This window comes from Candidatus Amarolinea dominans (assembly GCA_016719785.1).
GTDB classification, from domain to species: domain Bacteria; phylum Chloroflexota; class Anaerolineae; order SSC4; family Amarolineaceae; genus Amarolinea; species Amarolinea dominans.
In genome coordinates, this window is record JADJYJ010000003.1 from 13,441 (window position 1) to 28,873 (window position 15,433).

The window sequence follows — 15,433 nt, forward strand, 5'->3', positions numbered from 1 at the left end:
CTGGTACACTAGATTTAGTCTTGACTAAAATTAGTTTTTACTAATGAGAAACTATGGAGGAACCTATGTCTGAACCGGCGAGAGCCTTGTTGTTTGCCGCCGTTCTGATGGCGCTGGCGTCGGGCTTGTTGTGGCCGCAGCATGGTCTGATCAGCCGCTGGCGGCAGGCACGTCGCGCCACGACGCGCGTCTTGACCGAAGATGCCCTGAAGCATTTGCACTGGTGTGCAGTCAACCAGCAGCAGCCCACCATTCACAGCTTGGCGGGCGTCCTGCAAATCTCCGAAAACCGCACCGCCGACCTGTTGACGGCGATGCAGAATCGCAACCTGCTGGAGGTGCGGCCTGACGGCCTGCAGTTGACCACCGCCGGCATGGAGTACGCGCTGCACATGGTGCGCGCCCACCGTTTGTGGGAGCGCTATCTGGCCGATGAAACCGGCTACCAGCCGTTGGCCTGGCATGAGCTGGCCGACCAGATGGAACACCGCCTGACGCCGGCCGCGGCCAACGCGTTGGCCGCCACCCTCGGCAATCCAACCTACGACCCGCACGGCGATCCGATTCCGAGCGCCGAAGGTGATGTGCTGGTCAACGGCAGCCAACCGCTGACCGCGATGCAGCCGCAGCAGGCCGTGCGCATCGTACACCTGGAAGACGAACCGGCTGTGGTCTATGCGCAGTTGGTGGCCGAAGGCTTCTACCCCGGCATGGAGGCTCAACTTCTGGAAATGACGCCGCAGCGCGTGCGTCTGTGGGCCGACGGCAATGAGCACATCCTGGCGCCCATCGTGGCGGCCAACATCAATGTGCGGCCGCTGGAGGTGGCGCTGACTGCCGCGGTCGAACCAACCCTGGCCGATCTCAAGCCTGGCGAGCAGGGCCGCGTGGTGCGCATCTCCGCACGCTGCCGCGGGGCCGAACGCCGGCGCTTCCTTGACCTGGGCATCCTGCCCGGCACCTTGATCGGGGCCGAGATGCGCAGCCTGAGCGGCGATCCCACCGCGTATCGCATTCGTGAGGCGCTGATTGCGCTGCGTCGTGAACAGGCCGCGCTGATTGCCATCAGCCCGGCCGCGGAGGCCACACTATGAGTGAATCGTCCAACTATCGCCCCACGCCCATCCCGCCCATCCCGGCCGCCCACGCCAGTTGTGAGGCGTGCCCTGTGCATAACGCGGCCAATCTGCTCAAACTGGGCGTGGACATGACCAATTGGGATTTCGTCGTCGCCCTGGCGGGCAATCCCAATGTGGGTAAAAGCACCGTTTTCAATGCCTTGACCGGCTTGCGTCAGCACACCGGCAACTGGCCTGGCAAAACCGTGACGCGCGCGGAGGGCGGCTTCGATTACGGCGGGCAACGCTTCAAGCTGGTAGACCTGCCCGGCGCCTATTCGCTGCTGGCCACGAGCCTGGATGAAGAAGTGGCGCGCGACTTTATCCTCTTTGGACAGCCGGACGTGACCCTGGTGGTCGCGGATGCCAGCCGCCTGGAGCGAAACCTGAACCTGGTGCTGCAAGTGCTGGAGATTACCGATCGGGTGGTGGTCTGCCTCAACCTGATAGATGAGGCGCAGCGGCACGGGGTCAGCGTGGACGCCCGTCACCTGGCGCGACGGCTGGGAGTGCCGGTGGTGCCCACGACTGCCCGTTATGGCAAGGGTCTGCAAGACCTGTTGCAGGCCATGAGTGAGGTGGCAACGGGACGCACCGTTTGCCGACCCCATCGCATCACAACCGAGCCTGCAGAGCTGAAAAATGCGGTGGACGCGCTCGTCGCGCAGATTCACAGCCTCTACCCGGCCCTGCCCAATGCACGTTGGGTGGCGAGGCGCCTGCTCGATGGCGATGAGCGCATCATCCAGGCCCTGCGTCGCGGTGAGTTGGGCGATTTGACCCGCACCGAGGCCGAAGCCATGACCGGTAACCTGCAATTACGCCTGGAGGCCGCATGAACAGCACGATGCAACTGACAGCCGAAGAGATCATTGCCAATGCCAATCGGCTGCGCTGGCAGATTGGGAGTGATTTTCACGAGAGGGTTGTGGAGGCCACGTTCACCGAGGCTGCCAACCTGGCCGATAGTGTCGTGACGCGGCCGGACCGGCAGGCGCGCCCCACCCTGGACAAGACGATTGACCGCCTGGTCACCAGTCGCATGTGGGGTCTACCCATCATGTTCTTGCTTTTTGCACTGGTTTTTTGGATCACGATCACCGGCGCGAACGTCCCTTCCAAGATGCTCGATTCGCTCCTCATCGGCCAGGTCTACCCCTGGCTGCACCAGGTGGCCGATGCCATTCGCCTGCCGTGGTGGCTCAGCGGGCTGCTGCTGGACGGCATGTACCTGGCGACGGCCTGGGTAGTCGCGGTGATGCTGCCGCCGATGGCGATTTTCTTCCCGCTCTTCACCCTGCTGGAGGATTTTGGCTATCTGCCGCGCGTGGCGTTCAACCTGGACAACATCTTCAAGAAATCGGGCGCGCACGGCAAACAGGCGCTGAGCATGATGATGGGCTTTGGCTGCAACGCGGCCGGCGTCGTCGCCACGCGCATCATTGACAGCCCCCGCGAGCGCCTGATCGCCATGCTGACCAACAACTTCGCCCTGTGCAACGGTCGCTGGCCCACGCAAATCCTGATTGCCACCGTCTTCATCGGCGCGCTGGTGCCCGCCTATCTCGGCGGCATCATCTCTGCGCTGGCGGTGATGGCAGTCGCCACCCTGGGTGTTCTGTTCACGTTTGTCGCGTCGTGGAGCCTCTCGCGCACCGTGCTCAAGGGCCAGGTCTCCACCTTCAGCCTGGAGCTGGCGCCCTATCGCCCGCCGCGTATCCTGCAAACGCTGTACACTTCGATGATTGACCGCACGATGTCGGTGCTGTGGCGCGCGGTCGTCTTCGCCATGCCGGCCGGCGCGGTCATCTGGCTGGTGTCGAACATCCACCTCGGCCAGCCCAGCCTGGCCGAGCACCTGGTCAACCTGCTGAATCCGCTCGGGCTGCTCCTGGGCCTCAACGGCGTCATCATGCTGGCCTATATCGTCGCCATTCCGGCCAATGAGATCGTCGTACCCACCATCCTGATGCTGACCGTCCTGGTCACCGGCATGACCGGCGCAGGGCAGGGCGCGGGCGTCATGTTCCAGACCGACACGGTGGAGTCAACCGCTGCGCTTTTCCAGGCCGGCGGCTGGACCCTGCTGACCGCGGTCAACCTGATGCTTTTTAGCCTGCTGCACAACCCGTGCAGCACAACCATCTATACGATCTACAAGGAATCGGGCAGCGTCAAATGGACCGTCATCGCTTCGCTGCTGCCGCTGGCTATGGGCTTTGGCGTGACCTTCCTGGTCGCTCAGGTCTGGCGTTTGCTGGGCGGAGGATAAGCCGGGAAAGACTCATGGCGGGCGGATGTACAACTCGGCGCCGCCCGCCAGGGTGTCCTGTTGAGCGTAATTGTGCTGTTTGGCGTAATCGCGCAGCGACGCGTCCAGGTCGCCCTCGAAGCCAACCAGGATCGCGGCCGGGGGATCAGCGTCCAGCAGCTCATGCACCGTCTGCGGGGAGGCGCCGACGAAACGTTGGCGCTGGGCCGGCGTGAGCAGATCGCCCACGCGAAACAAGAACGGCCCGGTAGCCAACTGCGGATAGATCGGCAGATTGGCTTCGATGACGTAGACGGGCGACAGGGTAGCTATCTTGCCGGTTGGGCCAACGCCAGCCGTTTCCAGGGCCTGGCGTATGCTCATGGCGACCTGGTGTGCGTAGACACCGCTCCAGGTCTGAGGATCAACCAAGCGCGTGATTGATCGCTGTAAGCCAGGGCCGCTGAAGGCAACAGACACCAGCACCAGCATGGGCAGCAGGACGCGGCGCCAACGGAAGTCAGCGGCGGCGTGTGGCGCCCAGGCGTAGATCAGGAGCAGAAACAGGCAACTGACGGGTAGCGCAAAATATTGAAAGAAAGAGGGCGCCGGCGCCAGCGCCGTCGGCACGGCCACCAGGAATAGTAGCATTGCCAGCAGCGCGCCCGACGGCAGGCGTCTGCCGGTTGGTCGTTGGCCGGCAAAGCGGCCGAGCGAGAGTCCGATTGCCAGCAAAACCCCCGCGATCAAGATCAGGTTATCGGTGCGTGTCAGAATCTGGCGGGCGAAGTCCAGCCTGGCCGCAACCGACATGGCTCCGGCATAACCCGTCAGCAGGCGCCACTGTGTGTTGAGCGCATGGTAGCCCAGGTTGTTGAAGAGAAACCGATCCCAATCGAAAAGGTAGCCCACCAACGGCAGCAAGCCGAGCGCAAGGCCGCCCATGAACGGCGCCAGGCCGTGTGTGAGCCGGTATCTGAGCGCGGCGGCCGGCGTGCCATTTTCCACCGGCAGCCGGCTCATGGCGATCAGGAATGGCACGACGGTCGGCGCGTAGGTCAGCTTGCTGCCGATGGCTAATGCCAGGCAAAAGCCGGAGAGCGCCAGACCGAGGGATTTGACCCGCGCCTGGTCGGTTGACACGAGAAAAGCGTAGAAACTGAGCAGTGACAGGGCCAGTGGCGCGATGTAGTTGGACACCTCCGCGGCCGGCCCGATGATGGTCATGTTGAGCAAGAACAGGGCGACGATGCCGAGCGCCGGCGCAAGCTGCCCCAGGACACGGCGGCCGATCAGAAACAGGGTCGCGGCCGACAGGCCCAGGAAGAAACAACTGACCACCTTGCCGGCGAGCAGATAGTAAGCCTGGATGGGCAGCCACTGCAAGAGCTTGCCATACAACAGGGGCAGATAGGGCATCTGCAGATAGGCGAAATCGCGGTAGATGACCTTGTTCTGCGCCACCTGGACGCCGGCCGCGAGGTACATGTGCTCGTTATGGTCGAACACGGTCAGGATGACGCCGATGGCGCCGGCAAACGCCACCGCGACGCACAGGGCCATGCCCCAGATCAACAGACGACTGCCCTTCACATCATCCTCTTCGCCGCGGTCACCGCGGCCCAATTCCGCAGGATGCCATGACGGCCCGCACCGGGTTCGGAATGTGTTATAGCCACGTTACCAGCCAGCCTCTTTGAGAATAGATCGCCGCGCCCCGCCTGACGGTTTAGCGCCCGCCCATCATAAACCGTTTGCCGCGCAATGCCAAATGGGAAGATCAAGATTGCGAACGCAGATATACTGCAAGCTGTGCGCGTCCATTATTGATGACTTTAGCGTTTCGTTGTATGATGCAAGCCGAGCAACCTCTGTGACCCAACCCTGCCTGCAACAGGGACACTCTGTGCGATGGTGCATAAGGAGCGAACAATGCGTGTGCGCAAACTTTTTTCTTTGACCATTCTCCTGGTTCTGTTGACCGCCCTGACCGGCGCGGCCGGCGGGGCGCCGTTGGCCGGGGTCTGCATCCCTGGCGGCGCCTACGACCCCGCCTGTGATGTGGACCATGACGGCGATGTAGACATCTTCGATGTCCAACTGACCGCCTGGCCATTGGAGTCAGAATGGCGTCTATGTGAGCGACAACAATCACAACCATCTGGGGCAAACCTGGACCGGCGCGGACAATCCCATCACGATTCAAGGATCATTTGCCGGGCCTGCCCTGACCGTGAACAACAGCGCTGGCCTTGGCCTGCGCGTGGGAACGGGCGGCCTCAACGTGAGTTCGGCCGTTGACGACGGCGTATTGGTGGGCACAGTCGGCGGCGATGGCGTTTACATCTATTCTGCCGGTGAGAACGGCGTGCGTATCAGTTCGGCGGGCGGCTACGGCTTGATCGTTGGCCATACCGCGTACGATGGTGTGTTCATCGTCTCGGCGGACAGCACTGGCCTGAATGTGCAATTGGCGGAAACCGGGGCCTATGTCGCGTCGGCCGGTTGGAACGGCATGGTGGTAGAGGCAGCCGGCGGCGACGGCATGCGGGTTGTGTCGGCGACCTATAATGGCGTCTACGCCAATACGACGCAGGCCAGTGGTGAATGGGGCTTCTACACGCCTGATAAGATTCATGGCAGTAACGTGCTCCTGGAGTCCGTCTCGCTGGTGGCGCAGGTGAGCGGCGCCGAAAGCCTGATGGCTGGCGACCTGGTGATGGCGGCCGGGATAGCCGACCCGCTGCCGGGCAGCACGGTGCATCTACCTCAGGTGCAGGCCGCGGCCGGCGCCCCTGGCGGCGTGATCGGGGTTGTCGAGAGCCGCCTGGCCCTGACAGCCCGCCCCAGACCGGCGTCCGCGCTGGGCGAAAGCGCGGCGCAGGCGGCCGAACTGCAGCGCGCCGAAGGACCGGCTCAGCCGGGCGACTATGTGGCGGTGACGGTGGCAGGCGCGGCGCGGGTGAGGGTTTCGGCCGCGGATGGCCCGGTGACGGTGGGTCAACGGCTGACGGTCGCGGACCTGGCCGGCCACGCGCGCGCCCTGCGCACCCGCACCCTCGACGGTATGATCGTTAGCGAGGGCGCGGCCATCATTGGGACGGCGCTGGAGCCGCTGGCCGCCGGCGAAGGGTTGATCTGGGTGCTGGTCAACGTACAGTAGTTAGCACGAAGGCACGAAGGGGACGAAGGCACGAAGGGCGTCGGGCATGATTTGTGCCTTCGTGCCAGCCTTCGTGGATGGCGGGGATCCGCCACTCCGGGCTGCTGATTACCAGGCTGGATCAATCCAACATCGTTGCTTCTACGGTTGCGCAGGCTGAACATGAAGCCGCAGACTATGCACAAGAACTATAAGGGTCTCACACGCCCATCCCATTGACGCGCGCGCGATCCTGTGCTACAACCCTCTTGGCCGATTTGTGCATGATATGCACTACACTTGAACCAGGAGGATAGACATGAACACTCGCAGATTGCTCGCGCTAACCCTGATCGTTGGGCTGCTCGCTTCTACCGCGGCGGCGGCACCCCTGGCCGGCCCCTGCGTGCCCGGGGCTGCTTACAACCCCGCCTGCGACGCGAACCAGGACGGACAGATTACCGTAGCCGATATCCAACTCACTGCCGGCCACTGGAATCAGAACGGCGCCTTTGTCAGCGACAGCAACCACACCCATCTGGGTCAGACGTGGACAGGCAGTAACAACCCGCTCACGATCCAGGGAGCCTTTGGTGCGCCGAGTTACGCGGTCATGACGCTGAACAACAGCGTCGGCCATGGCCTCGCCATCAATTCGGTGGCGATTGACGGCATCTACGTGGGCAGTGCGGGCTACTACGGGATGGTTGTGAACCACTCGGGTCAAGACGGCGTCTATGTGGGCACCGCGGGCAACCCGTCATCCAACCCAGCCTCAGCGGCATCGAACGGCTTCGAGGTTGCGGGCGCCCAGGGTGACGGCCTGTACGTTGGTCGAGCTGACCGCAATGGCGTGTACGTAGTCTCGGCGGGCCAAGGCGTTGTTGTGGACTCGACAGTCTACGATGGTATGAACATTTACTCGGCGGGCGACGACGGCGTATACGTGGGTTTCACGGGCGACTTCGGCGTTTATGTGAACCAGGCAGGCACGACCGGGGTATACGCCAACTCAGCTCAGGCCAGTGGTGAATGGGGCTTCTACACGCCGGATAAGATTCATGGCAGTAACGTGCTCCTGGAGTCTGTCTCGCTGGTAGCGCAGGTGAGCGGCGCCGAAAGCCTGACGGCTGGCGACCTGGTGATGGCGGCCGGGATAGCCGACCCGCTGCTGGGCAGCACGGTGCATCTACCTCAGGTGCAGGCCGCGGCCGGCGCCCCTGGCGGCGTGATCGGGGTTGTGGAAGGGCGCCTGGCCCTGACATCCCGCCCCAGACCGGCGTCCGCGCTGGGCGAAAGCGCGGCGCAGGCGTCCGAACTGCATCGCGCCGAAGGGCCGGCTCAGCCGGGCGACTATGTGGCGCTGACGGTGGCAGGTGCGGCGCGGGTGAAGGTTTCGGCTGCGGATGGCCCGGTGACGGTGGGTCAACGGCTAACCGCCGCGGACCTGGCCGGCCACGCGCGCGCCCTGCGCACGCGCACCCTCGAAGGCATGATCGTCAGCGAGGGCGCGCCCGTCATCGGGACGGCGCTGGAGCCGCTGGCCGCCGGCGAAGGGTTGATCTGGGTGCTGGTCAACGTGCAATAGGCCCTCTTGTCAGCGGCGCCAGATTGTGATACTATGGGCATCGTCGAAAGGAGTACGAGCGATGAACGCAACCCAGGCAAGTCCTCAGAACCTGACATCTCAATATCTGCAGCGCCTGGCTGAACTCTATCAATCAGGTCCGACAAGCCTGGTGTTGGAGCGCGGCCTGCGTAAACTCCTGGATTATGAGGCCGAGGAGAATCGCCGGTTATTGATCCAACTGACATCTGACTTGCGTGCGTTCGAGGAAGAGCATCATCTCACTTCTTCGACATTCTACCATCGTTACATGACCGGCCAGACTGATGATCGCATGGACTTCGTTGAGTGGGCATCGCTGGTGCAGATGGCGGAGAATGCAAAGCGTCGCCTGAACATCTTGGGCCAACCGGTTCCCGCATGAGCCCGGCCGAATACCTTGTCGCCTTCAAGGAATACATCCTGGGCGATAGCCGTGTTGAACGCTTTTCCGTCATACGCGAGCGTGTGAGCGTCGCGGATGCCCACTTGCGAGCCACTGTGGTATTTGCCGATCGCAGCCAACTTGAGTTCTCCGAGTATGTCCAGCGCACGCCCGACGGGCGACTTGAGGTGGTGACCTACAGCTACCATTGGGCCAGTCAGGAAGACCATCTCATTCGTCGTTGGGATAATACGCCACACTACCCCGATCTACCCGGATTTCCCCATCACATCCATGATGGCGCGGACAACTCGGTGGCACCAGGACGTGCCCTGAATATCCTGGATGTGCTTGCGGAGATATTGGACCATATGTGATCCTAAAGTTGTCGGTACTGCTCCAGCCTGAGATACGCCTGTTGGGACAAACGGCGATCACAGTGCGCCCGCGAGCCAAAAGTTAGTACCAGTGAGCTTCAGCCCCTCGCTGGCCCCCCAGGCGTAGCCGTCTGGCTAGCGGCCTCAGGCTGTTGATATAATACGCAACGCTGAGCTACCACAGGCAGCACTGAAAGGAGAGAAAACTACTATTCACACCGGCTGCAAGTCTCGTTGACCCACGCAGATCGCCATCCATTGGCATCCGTTTTCCTCTGTCAGATGAGCCGGCATCTACGCCGGCTTCCGCCCATCGGTTGCACCACGCTCAACTGATCATTCAGGCAACAGTCCCGATCTCGGGCGGCCAAGGCCGGCCGGGCAGTCAGCTGCATCTGGCTCGTTCTGGCGACGACGCCTCCCCGTCCCGATCATAGGTGGTCTGGGCCGGCCGGGTCAACCCGCCGACATCAGGCGACCGCCTGCGCGCGTTCTTAAGGGCGCGGCCTTTGGCGAGCCAGATTCCGGCCGGCAATGAACGGCAACCCAGGTTGGGGGCGCGCCACGCGCAGGCGGCGCCCTTAGCGGATTCTGCCGGCCAAACAACCATCCTGCGCCACGAAAAAGAAGGAACAAATCATGAACGCTCGTAGACTCTTCTCCCTGATTCTCGTCCTGACCCTGCTGTCCACCTTGACCGGTACGACCAGCAGTGCGCCGCTGGCTGGGCCCTGTGTCCCTGGCGCCGCCTACGATCCGGCCTGTGACGCCAACCAGGATGGTACCATCACCGTAAACGACATCCAGCTCACCGCCGGCCACTGGAACCAGACCGGCACCTTTGTCAGTGACAACAACCACACCCACCTGGGCCAGACCTGGACGGGCGCGAACAACCCGATCAAGATCCAAGGAGCATTCGGCGCGCCCGACCATGCGCCGCTGGTGTTGAGCAACAGTACCGGTACGGGCTTGCGTATCACCTCGGCTACGAACAATGGCGTGCAGGTGGACTCGGCGGGGGACGCTGGTGTGCAGGTTAGCTCGGCGGGCATCAATGGCGTGGCTGTGTTATTGGCGGGTAGCAGCGGCGTCTACGTGGAGTCGGTGGCAAGCACCGGCGTGTATGTGGACTCGGCGGGCGATGACGGTATATACGTGCGCGCGGCGGGTAGTCCGACTACCCAGTTCTCTTCCGGGAACAACAACGGCTTCGAGGTGGCGGGGGCCCAGGGTGATGGACTGTATGTAGGCCGGGCTGACCACTACGGCGTGTACGTGGCCTCGGCGGGCTGGGACGGCGTGCAAGCACAATCGGCGTCCGCAGGGCATTTCGGCGGGCACTTCCTCAACCAGGTGAACGGCGGGGGCGGCGTCCGCGCGGAAGGCGGCAGCAATGAGGCGCCGGACCTGGTCTTGGGCGGCGTGGGCGCCGAGGATGATGGCCGTATCTACTCAGAGCCGAGCCTGTCCGGCAGCGACATTCTGTTGTACAGCAACGATGTGGTGCAGATTGACCTGGACGAGGACAACAACAGTACGAGCGCGTTCAATATTCGCAACGGCGCAAACACAGTCGTCTGGACTGTGAGCGAAACAGGCCTGGCGGTGGCGGCTGGCGCCAGTGCGACGGCGGTCACGACCGACGAGCACGACCAACGGCTGCTCTACGCCGTTCATAGCCCGCAGCCCTGGTTTGAGGATTTTGGCTCAGGTCAACTCGTGGACGGCGAGGCCGTGGTGTTGCTTGAACCGATCTACGCAGCGACGATTGAGACCACCCCATCCTATCATGTCTTTCTGACGCCCTTGGGTGACTGTACGTTGTATGTGGCCGCAAAGACGCCGGCCGGGTTCACGGTGCGTGCCATAGATGGGAAGTCGTGCGCGGTCGCGTTCGACTATCGGATCGTGGCGCTGCGCAAGGGGTCGGCAAGTCAGCGCCTGGAGGCCTTTGCCGCACGAGCAGACTGATGAAAGACGTCGCAACTTCGGTTCGAAACGAGCGCATTCTGTGCGACTAAACGTAAGGAGTAAACCATGAACGCACGCAAATTTTTCGCTCTGATTCTCATCCTGACCCTGCTGGCCACCCTGACCAGCGCAGCCGGCGCCACGCCGCAGGCCGGTCCCTGTGCCGCAGGTGGCGTTTATGACCCCGCCTGTGATGTAGACCACGACGGGGACGCGGACATCTTCGACATCCAGAAAACCGCCGGCCACTGGAGCCAAACCGGCGCCTATGTCAGCGACAACAACCACAACCACCTGGGCCAGACGTGGACGGGGAACAACAATCCACTCACACTGACTGGTTCTTTCGGCTACCCCGACTATGCACCGCTGGTGTTGAACACCAACGGTAATGGCTTGCGCATCATCTCGGGCGCCCACGGCGTGCTCGTGGACTCGATGGGCGGCATCGGCGTGTTTGTGAACTCGGCGGGCACCGGCGTATATGTGGCCTCGGCCAACAACGACGGCGTGCAGGTAGGGGCGGCGGGCGCCCATGGCGTGAGAGTGTACTCAGCGGGCTCGGACGGGTTTGCAGTCACATGCGCCGGAAGCGTCTCCAACTGCACTTCTGACATCACCAACGCCAACGGCTTCGAGGTCGCCAACGCCGAGGACTACGGCGCTAAAGTAGTCTACGCCGGCCGCGCCGCCTTCCGTAGTGACGACTCCGGCACTAACGGGCTGTATGTGTCCACAGCCGGCGACAGCGGAGTCTGGGTGGCCGACGCCACCAATTGGGCCGGCTACTTTGGCGGCGACATCAACGTCGCCGGCAACTGCACCGGCTGTCTCATCGCCCGGCTGGCCATCAACTCCGGGAGTGAGACCCTGCAAGCGGGCGAGATCGTAGCCGTGGACGGCGTCGCCGCCAGCTCCTTCGCCGGCGCCGAGATGCTGCTGCGCGTGCGCCGGGCCACACCGGGCAGCCCGCTGCTGGGCGTCGTCAGCGGCCGCGCCGAACCTTATATCGGTCAGGAGGATGGCAGCACCACGCTGGCGCCGCGGCCTGGACAGCCGGCCGCACCCGGCGAATTCCTGTCGGTAGTCATCTTCGGCCCCGTGCGGGTCAAGGCAGCCGGCACCGTCCAAGTGGGCGACCATCTGACGGTGGCCGAAGCGACCGGCAGTGTGCGCGCCCTGTCCACCTTTCAGGTCCAGCGCACGGATGGCGGCCTCGCCGATATCGTTGAGTTTGCGCCGAGCCTGGGCCTGGCCCTCGGTCCGGCCGAACACGGTCAGGTGTGGGTGTTGGTTAATCCGCAGTAATGCTGGATCACGAAGGTGCGAAGGGCGCCGGTGCGAATTCGTGTCTTCGCCACTCGTCGTGGATAGCGCATATCTGCTGGTTAGGAAGGTTTCTGCGACGCAACCAGTCTTACTGCTTCACCAGATAGGCGGTCGCTTGTTGTGCTACGCCTGAACGTCTGTCAGCGAATTCGGGGCGACGCCAGCGATTCATTTGGGGCGTACGGAGCACACGAGTATAATGTGTTCGGCCTGCGACGTTCATTCAAGCCTATGTATGCGCAGAAATGAAGAGGAAGCCATGGATTGGTGGAATTACGTTAGGGTTGACCCGCTGGTATGTCATGGCAAGGCCTGTATTGCAGGCACACGCGTCTTAGTGTCGGTGGTACTCGACAACTTAGCTGCAGGTGTGTCAATTGACGAGATCTTGCGCAGCTATCCGTCTGTGTCTCGCGAGGCCGTGCAAGCCACCATTGGTTACGCGGCTGAACTGGCGCGTGAACGCGTCGTCCTAATGCCGGCCTGACTACCATGAAATTCAAGATTGACGAGAACCTACCAGTCGAAGTAGCCGACATCCTGATGCGCGCCGGCCATGATGCTCTGACCGTCTTTGACGAAGCGTTGATCGGCGAGATTGATGGCACGATTGCCCGGGTCTGCCAGCAAGAGCAACGCGTGTTACTGACGCTTGACCTGGATTTTGCCGACATTCGCACTTACCCTCCGCAACATTATACAGGCATCATCATCGTGCGCAGCAAACATCAAGATAAGTGGTCTGTCATGGCGATGGTCGCGCGCGTGGTCAAGGCCCTGGAGAGCGAACCGATCACCCAAGCGCTGTGGATCGTGGACGAGCAACGCATCAGAATTCGAGAGTGAGGTCTTCGGGCTAGCGATCGCCGTCCGTTCGTCAACGGGCGGAAACTCGCTTCTCATCCCGGAGGGCAGGTGTCAACACAGGACCAGACCCAGTACTTCTTAAAATGCACCCTCTCGGCGAAGCCGTCTGACTAACGGCCTCATATTGTGATACAATACAAAGCGCTGAGATACCATAGGCAGCACTGAAAGGAAGAAGAGCTACGAAACACACCGGCTGCGAGTCTCGTTGACCCGCGGCAGATCGTCATCCACCTGCCTCCGTTTTTACCTCTGCCCCATGAGCCGGCATCAACGCCGACTTCCGCACATCGGTTGTATCACGCTCAACTGATATTCACGAAACAGCCCCGATCCCGGGCGGCTCAGGCGACCTCCCGCGCGCGTTCTTAAGGGCGCGGCCTGCGGTGAGCCATCTCCCGGCCGGCGATGAACGGCAGCCCAGGTTGGATGGGGGTGCGAGCCACGCGCAAGCGGCTCCCTCAGCGGATCCTGCCAGCCACAAGATCATCCTGCGCCACAAAACAGAAGGAACAAATCATGAACGCTCGTCAACTTTTCTCCCTGATTCTTGTCCTAATCCTGCTGGCCACCCTGACCGGTGCGGCTAGCAGTACACCGCTGGTTGGGCCATGTGTCCCCGGCACCGGTTACGATCCCGCGTGTGATGTTGACCAGGACGGCGTCATCACGGTGAACGACCTTCAACTGACCGCCGGCCACTGGAGCCAGACCGGCGCCTATGTTAGCGACAACAACCACAACCACCTGGGGCAGACCTGGACGGGGACGGACAATCCGCTCAAGATCCAGGGTTCATACGGCGCGCCGGATTTTGCTCCGCTGGTGTTGAACAACTCAACTGGTGTGGGTCTTCGCATTGCCGCCGCTGACAGCGCCGTATTCATCGACTCGACGGGCTATCACGGGCTATGGGTATACTCGGCGGCCCACGATGGCCTGCGAGTGAGCACAGCCGGCACAGATGGTGTACACGTTGATTCAGCGGGCGGCACCGGTTTATTCGTGGCCACAGCCGCCGTCCACGGCGTGGATGTGGCCGGTAACCTCTACGCCGGCGTGTTTGCCGGCAACATCTATGTCGGCGGCAACTGCGTCGGCTGTCTGCAGGCCAACTTCGCTGTCAATGTCGGGGATCGTGCCCTGCAACCCGGCGACGTGGTGAGCATCCAGGCCGTCACGCCCACCGACTTCGACACCGGGCCAGCCCTATGGCAGGTGGTTCAGGCTCAGCCGGGCCAAGCCATTGTCGGCGTGGTAGCCGGGCGGGCTGAGCTTGTCACCGAAATAGAGCATCGGCCCACCGAAACCGGCAAACGCCTGGTGCCACGTGACGGTGCAGCGCAGCGAGGTGAGTACGTCACTGTCGTCTACAGCGGGCCGATGCAGGTGAGGATTGCGCCGGGTGAGAGCGCCATCGCCGCCGGGACGCGCCTGACCGCAGCAGCCGGTGGCCGGGTGCGGCCGCTCCAGACCCGCACCGTCGAGGGTATGGTAGTCACCGAGGGAACTCCCGTTATCGGGACGGCGCTGGAGTCTCTGGCGGCTGGCGAGGGGTTGATCTGGGTGCTGGTCAACCCGCAATAGTCATCACGAAGACGTGAAGGTGACGAAGGCACGAAGGGCATTGGGCGGATTCGTGTCTTCGTGCCAGTCTTCATGGATGGCAGGTGATGACGGTGTCGCCCACGCAATGCTGAATGCTGATCAAGGCTCCAGAATCAGACTTTCGCCGAGCGCCTCCAAGTCAGCCACGAACTTTTGTGGCGGCGGTGCCTGAATCCAGCGCACCAGTTCCCAGTCCGCGACGGTCACCGAGGAGAGAATACGTGCGATATCGAGCACGAAGATGCCGGCGGCCTTGCTGCCTGCATTCTCAATGGCATCTACCAGCGAAAGACCCATTTGGCAGCAGAATCCCCAGATGTCCGCCAGGTCCTTGGGTTCTTCACGATCGACCACGGCGGTGATCTTGTTCGCCAGGATGTTCTCGGCGCTGTCCAGGCGTCCCAGTTGCGGGTGCTGTCGAATAAGACCTGTATGCGCAGGGACATCGTTGATGAGTTCGATTTTCAGTGTCGCATCTGGCCGGAGAACACTGAGACGTGTGAAACGCTGCTCGCGCAGCGTAACGCTAACTTGCCAGGCTGGTTGTGTTAGCAATGCCTGGATCACGCGCGCTGACCACAGACCAAAGCGCTCGTCGTCGTTGACGAAGAGATCAAGATCGTCCGAAAATCGGTGATGGAGGTAGCCGCGCGAGGCCGCGGTACCACCACTGAGATAGAAGCCGGTGTCCAGCCCAGTGGTGAGCCGTAAGACTTCGTTCTGCAACGGATAGAGGTGTTCGAAGTAGAAGGTGCTGTTTTCAGAAGCCACGGTTC

14 protein-coding genes are annotated in these 15,433 nt (G+C 62.4%); 12 read left to right on the top strand and 2 right to left on the bottom strand.

What is annotated here, in order from left to right; all coding sequences use genetic code 11:
- The first annotated feature begins 65 nt into the window (after nt 1–65).
- Genes IPM84_03790 through IPM84_03800 form a run of 3 tightly spaced genes read left to right on the top strand, consistent with a single transcriptional unit; the run spans nt 66 to nt 3,390 of the window.
- Nucleotides 66–1,094 (top strand): metal-dependent transcriptional regulator, encoded by a 1,029-nt coding sequence (locus IPM84_03790; GenBank protein MBK9091890.1) that lies wholly within the window; start codon nt 66–68, stop codon nt 1,092–1,094.
- Complete coding sequence (locus IPM84_03795; GenBank protein MBK9091891.1) at nt 1,091–1,957, top strand: 50S ribosome-binding GTPase; 867 nt, start codon at nt 1,091–1,093, stop codon at nt 1,955–1,957. Before IPM84_03790 ends, IPM84_03795 begins: the two co-directional genes overlap by 4 nt.
- Entirely contained in the window at nt 1,954–3,390 is a 1,437-nt protein-coding gene (locus tag IPM84_03800) for a ferrous iron transporter B (GenBank protein ID MBK9091892.1), read from the top strand. The genes IPM84_03795 and IPM84_03800 overlap by 4 nt, the downstream gene beginning before the upstream one ends.
- A gap of 12 nt (nt 3,391–3,402) precedes the next feature.
- On the opposite strand, the gene IPM84_03805 is transcribed toward IPM84_03800, so the two are convergent.
- Nucleotides 3,403–4,962, bottom strand: a complete 1,560-nt coding sequence (locus tag IPM84_03805) for a hypothetical protein (GenBank protein MBK9091893.1) — start codon at nt 4,960–4,962, stop codon at nt 3,403–3,405.
- 544 nt (nt 4,963–5,506) lie between these two features.
- Between IPM84_03805 and IPM84_03810 the strand changes: the two genes are divergently transcribed.
- From IPM84_03810 to IPM84_03850, 9 genes are all read left to right on the top strand, one after another.
- Nucleotides 5,507–6,532: a hypothetical protein gene (locus IPM84_03810; GenBank protein ID MBK9091894.1), complete on the top strand. Its 1,026-nt coding sequence runs from the start codon at nt 5,507–5,509 to the stop codon at nt 6,530–6,532.
- Nucleotides 6,533–6,830: 298 nt separating this feature from the next.
- On the top strand, nt 6,831–8,099 hold the full coding sequence (locus IPM84_03815; protein MBK9091895.1) for a hypothetical protein: 1,269 nt from the start codon (nt 6,831–6,833) through the stop codon (nt 8,097–8,099).
- A gap of 61 nt (nt 8,100–8,160) precedes the next feature.
- Nucleotides 8,161–8,502, top strand: coding sequence for a hypothetical protein (locus IPM84_03820; GenBank protein MBK9091896.1), 342 nt, complete (start codon nt 8,161–8,163; stop codon nt 8,500–8,502).
- Nucleotides 8,499–8,879: a hypothetical protein gene (locus IPM84_03825; protein MBK9091897.1), complete on the top strand. Its 381-nt coding sequence runs from the start codon at nt 8,499–8,501 to the stop codon at nt 8,877–8,879. Before IPM84_03820 ends, IPM84_03825 begins: the two co-directional genes overlap by 4 nt.
- A gap of 639 nt (nt 8,880–9,518) precedes the next feature.
- Nucleotides 9,519–10,853: a hypothetical protein gene (locus tag IPM84_03830; protein MBK9091898.1), complete on the top strand. Its 1,335-nt coding sequence runs from the start codon at nt 9,519–9,521 to the stop codon at nt 10,851–10,853.
- A gap of 66 nt (nt 10,854–10,919) precedes the next feature.
- On the top strand, nt 10,920–12,161 hold the full coding sequence (locus tag IPM84_03835; GenBank protein MBK9091899.1) for a hypothetical protein: 1,242 nt from the start codon (nt 10,920–10,922) through the stop codon (nt 12,159–12,161).
- A 280-nt stretch (nt 12,162–12,441) separates the two neighbouring features.
- Nucleotides 12,442–12,669: a DUF433 domain-containing protein gene (locus IPM84_03840; protein ID MBK9091900.1), complete on the top strand. Its 228-nt coding sequence runs from the start codon at nt 12,442–12,444 to the stop codon at nt 12,667–12,669.
- 5 nt (nt 12,670–12,674) lie between these two features.
- Nucleotides 12,675–13,028 carry a DUF5615 family PIN-like protein gene (locus IPM84_03845; GenBank protein MBK9091901.1) on the top strand — a complete coding sequence of 118 codons (354 nt, stop codon included), beginning with the start codon at nt 12,675–12,677 and terminating at the stop codon, nt 13,026–13,028.
- 540 nt (nt 13,029–13,568) lie between these two features.
- Entirely contained in the window at nt 13,569–14,636 is a 1,068-nt protein-coding gene (locus IPM84_03850; GenBank protein ID MBK9091902.1) for a hypothetical protein, read from the top strand.
- Between the two features lie 120 nt (nt 14,637–14,756).
- Here the strand turns inward: IPM84_03850 and IPM84_03855 are convergent, their stop codons facing one another.
- Nucleotides 14,757–15,428, bottom strand: a complete 672-nt coding sequence (locus IPM84_03855; protein MBK9091903.1) for a nucleotidyl transferase AbiEii/AbiGii toxin family protein — start codon at nt 15,426–15,428, stop codon at nt 14,757–14,759.
- Between the last annotated feature and the right edge of the window lie 5 nt (nt 15,429–15,433).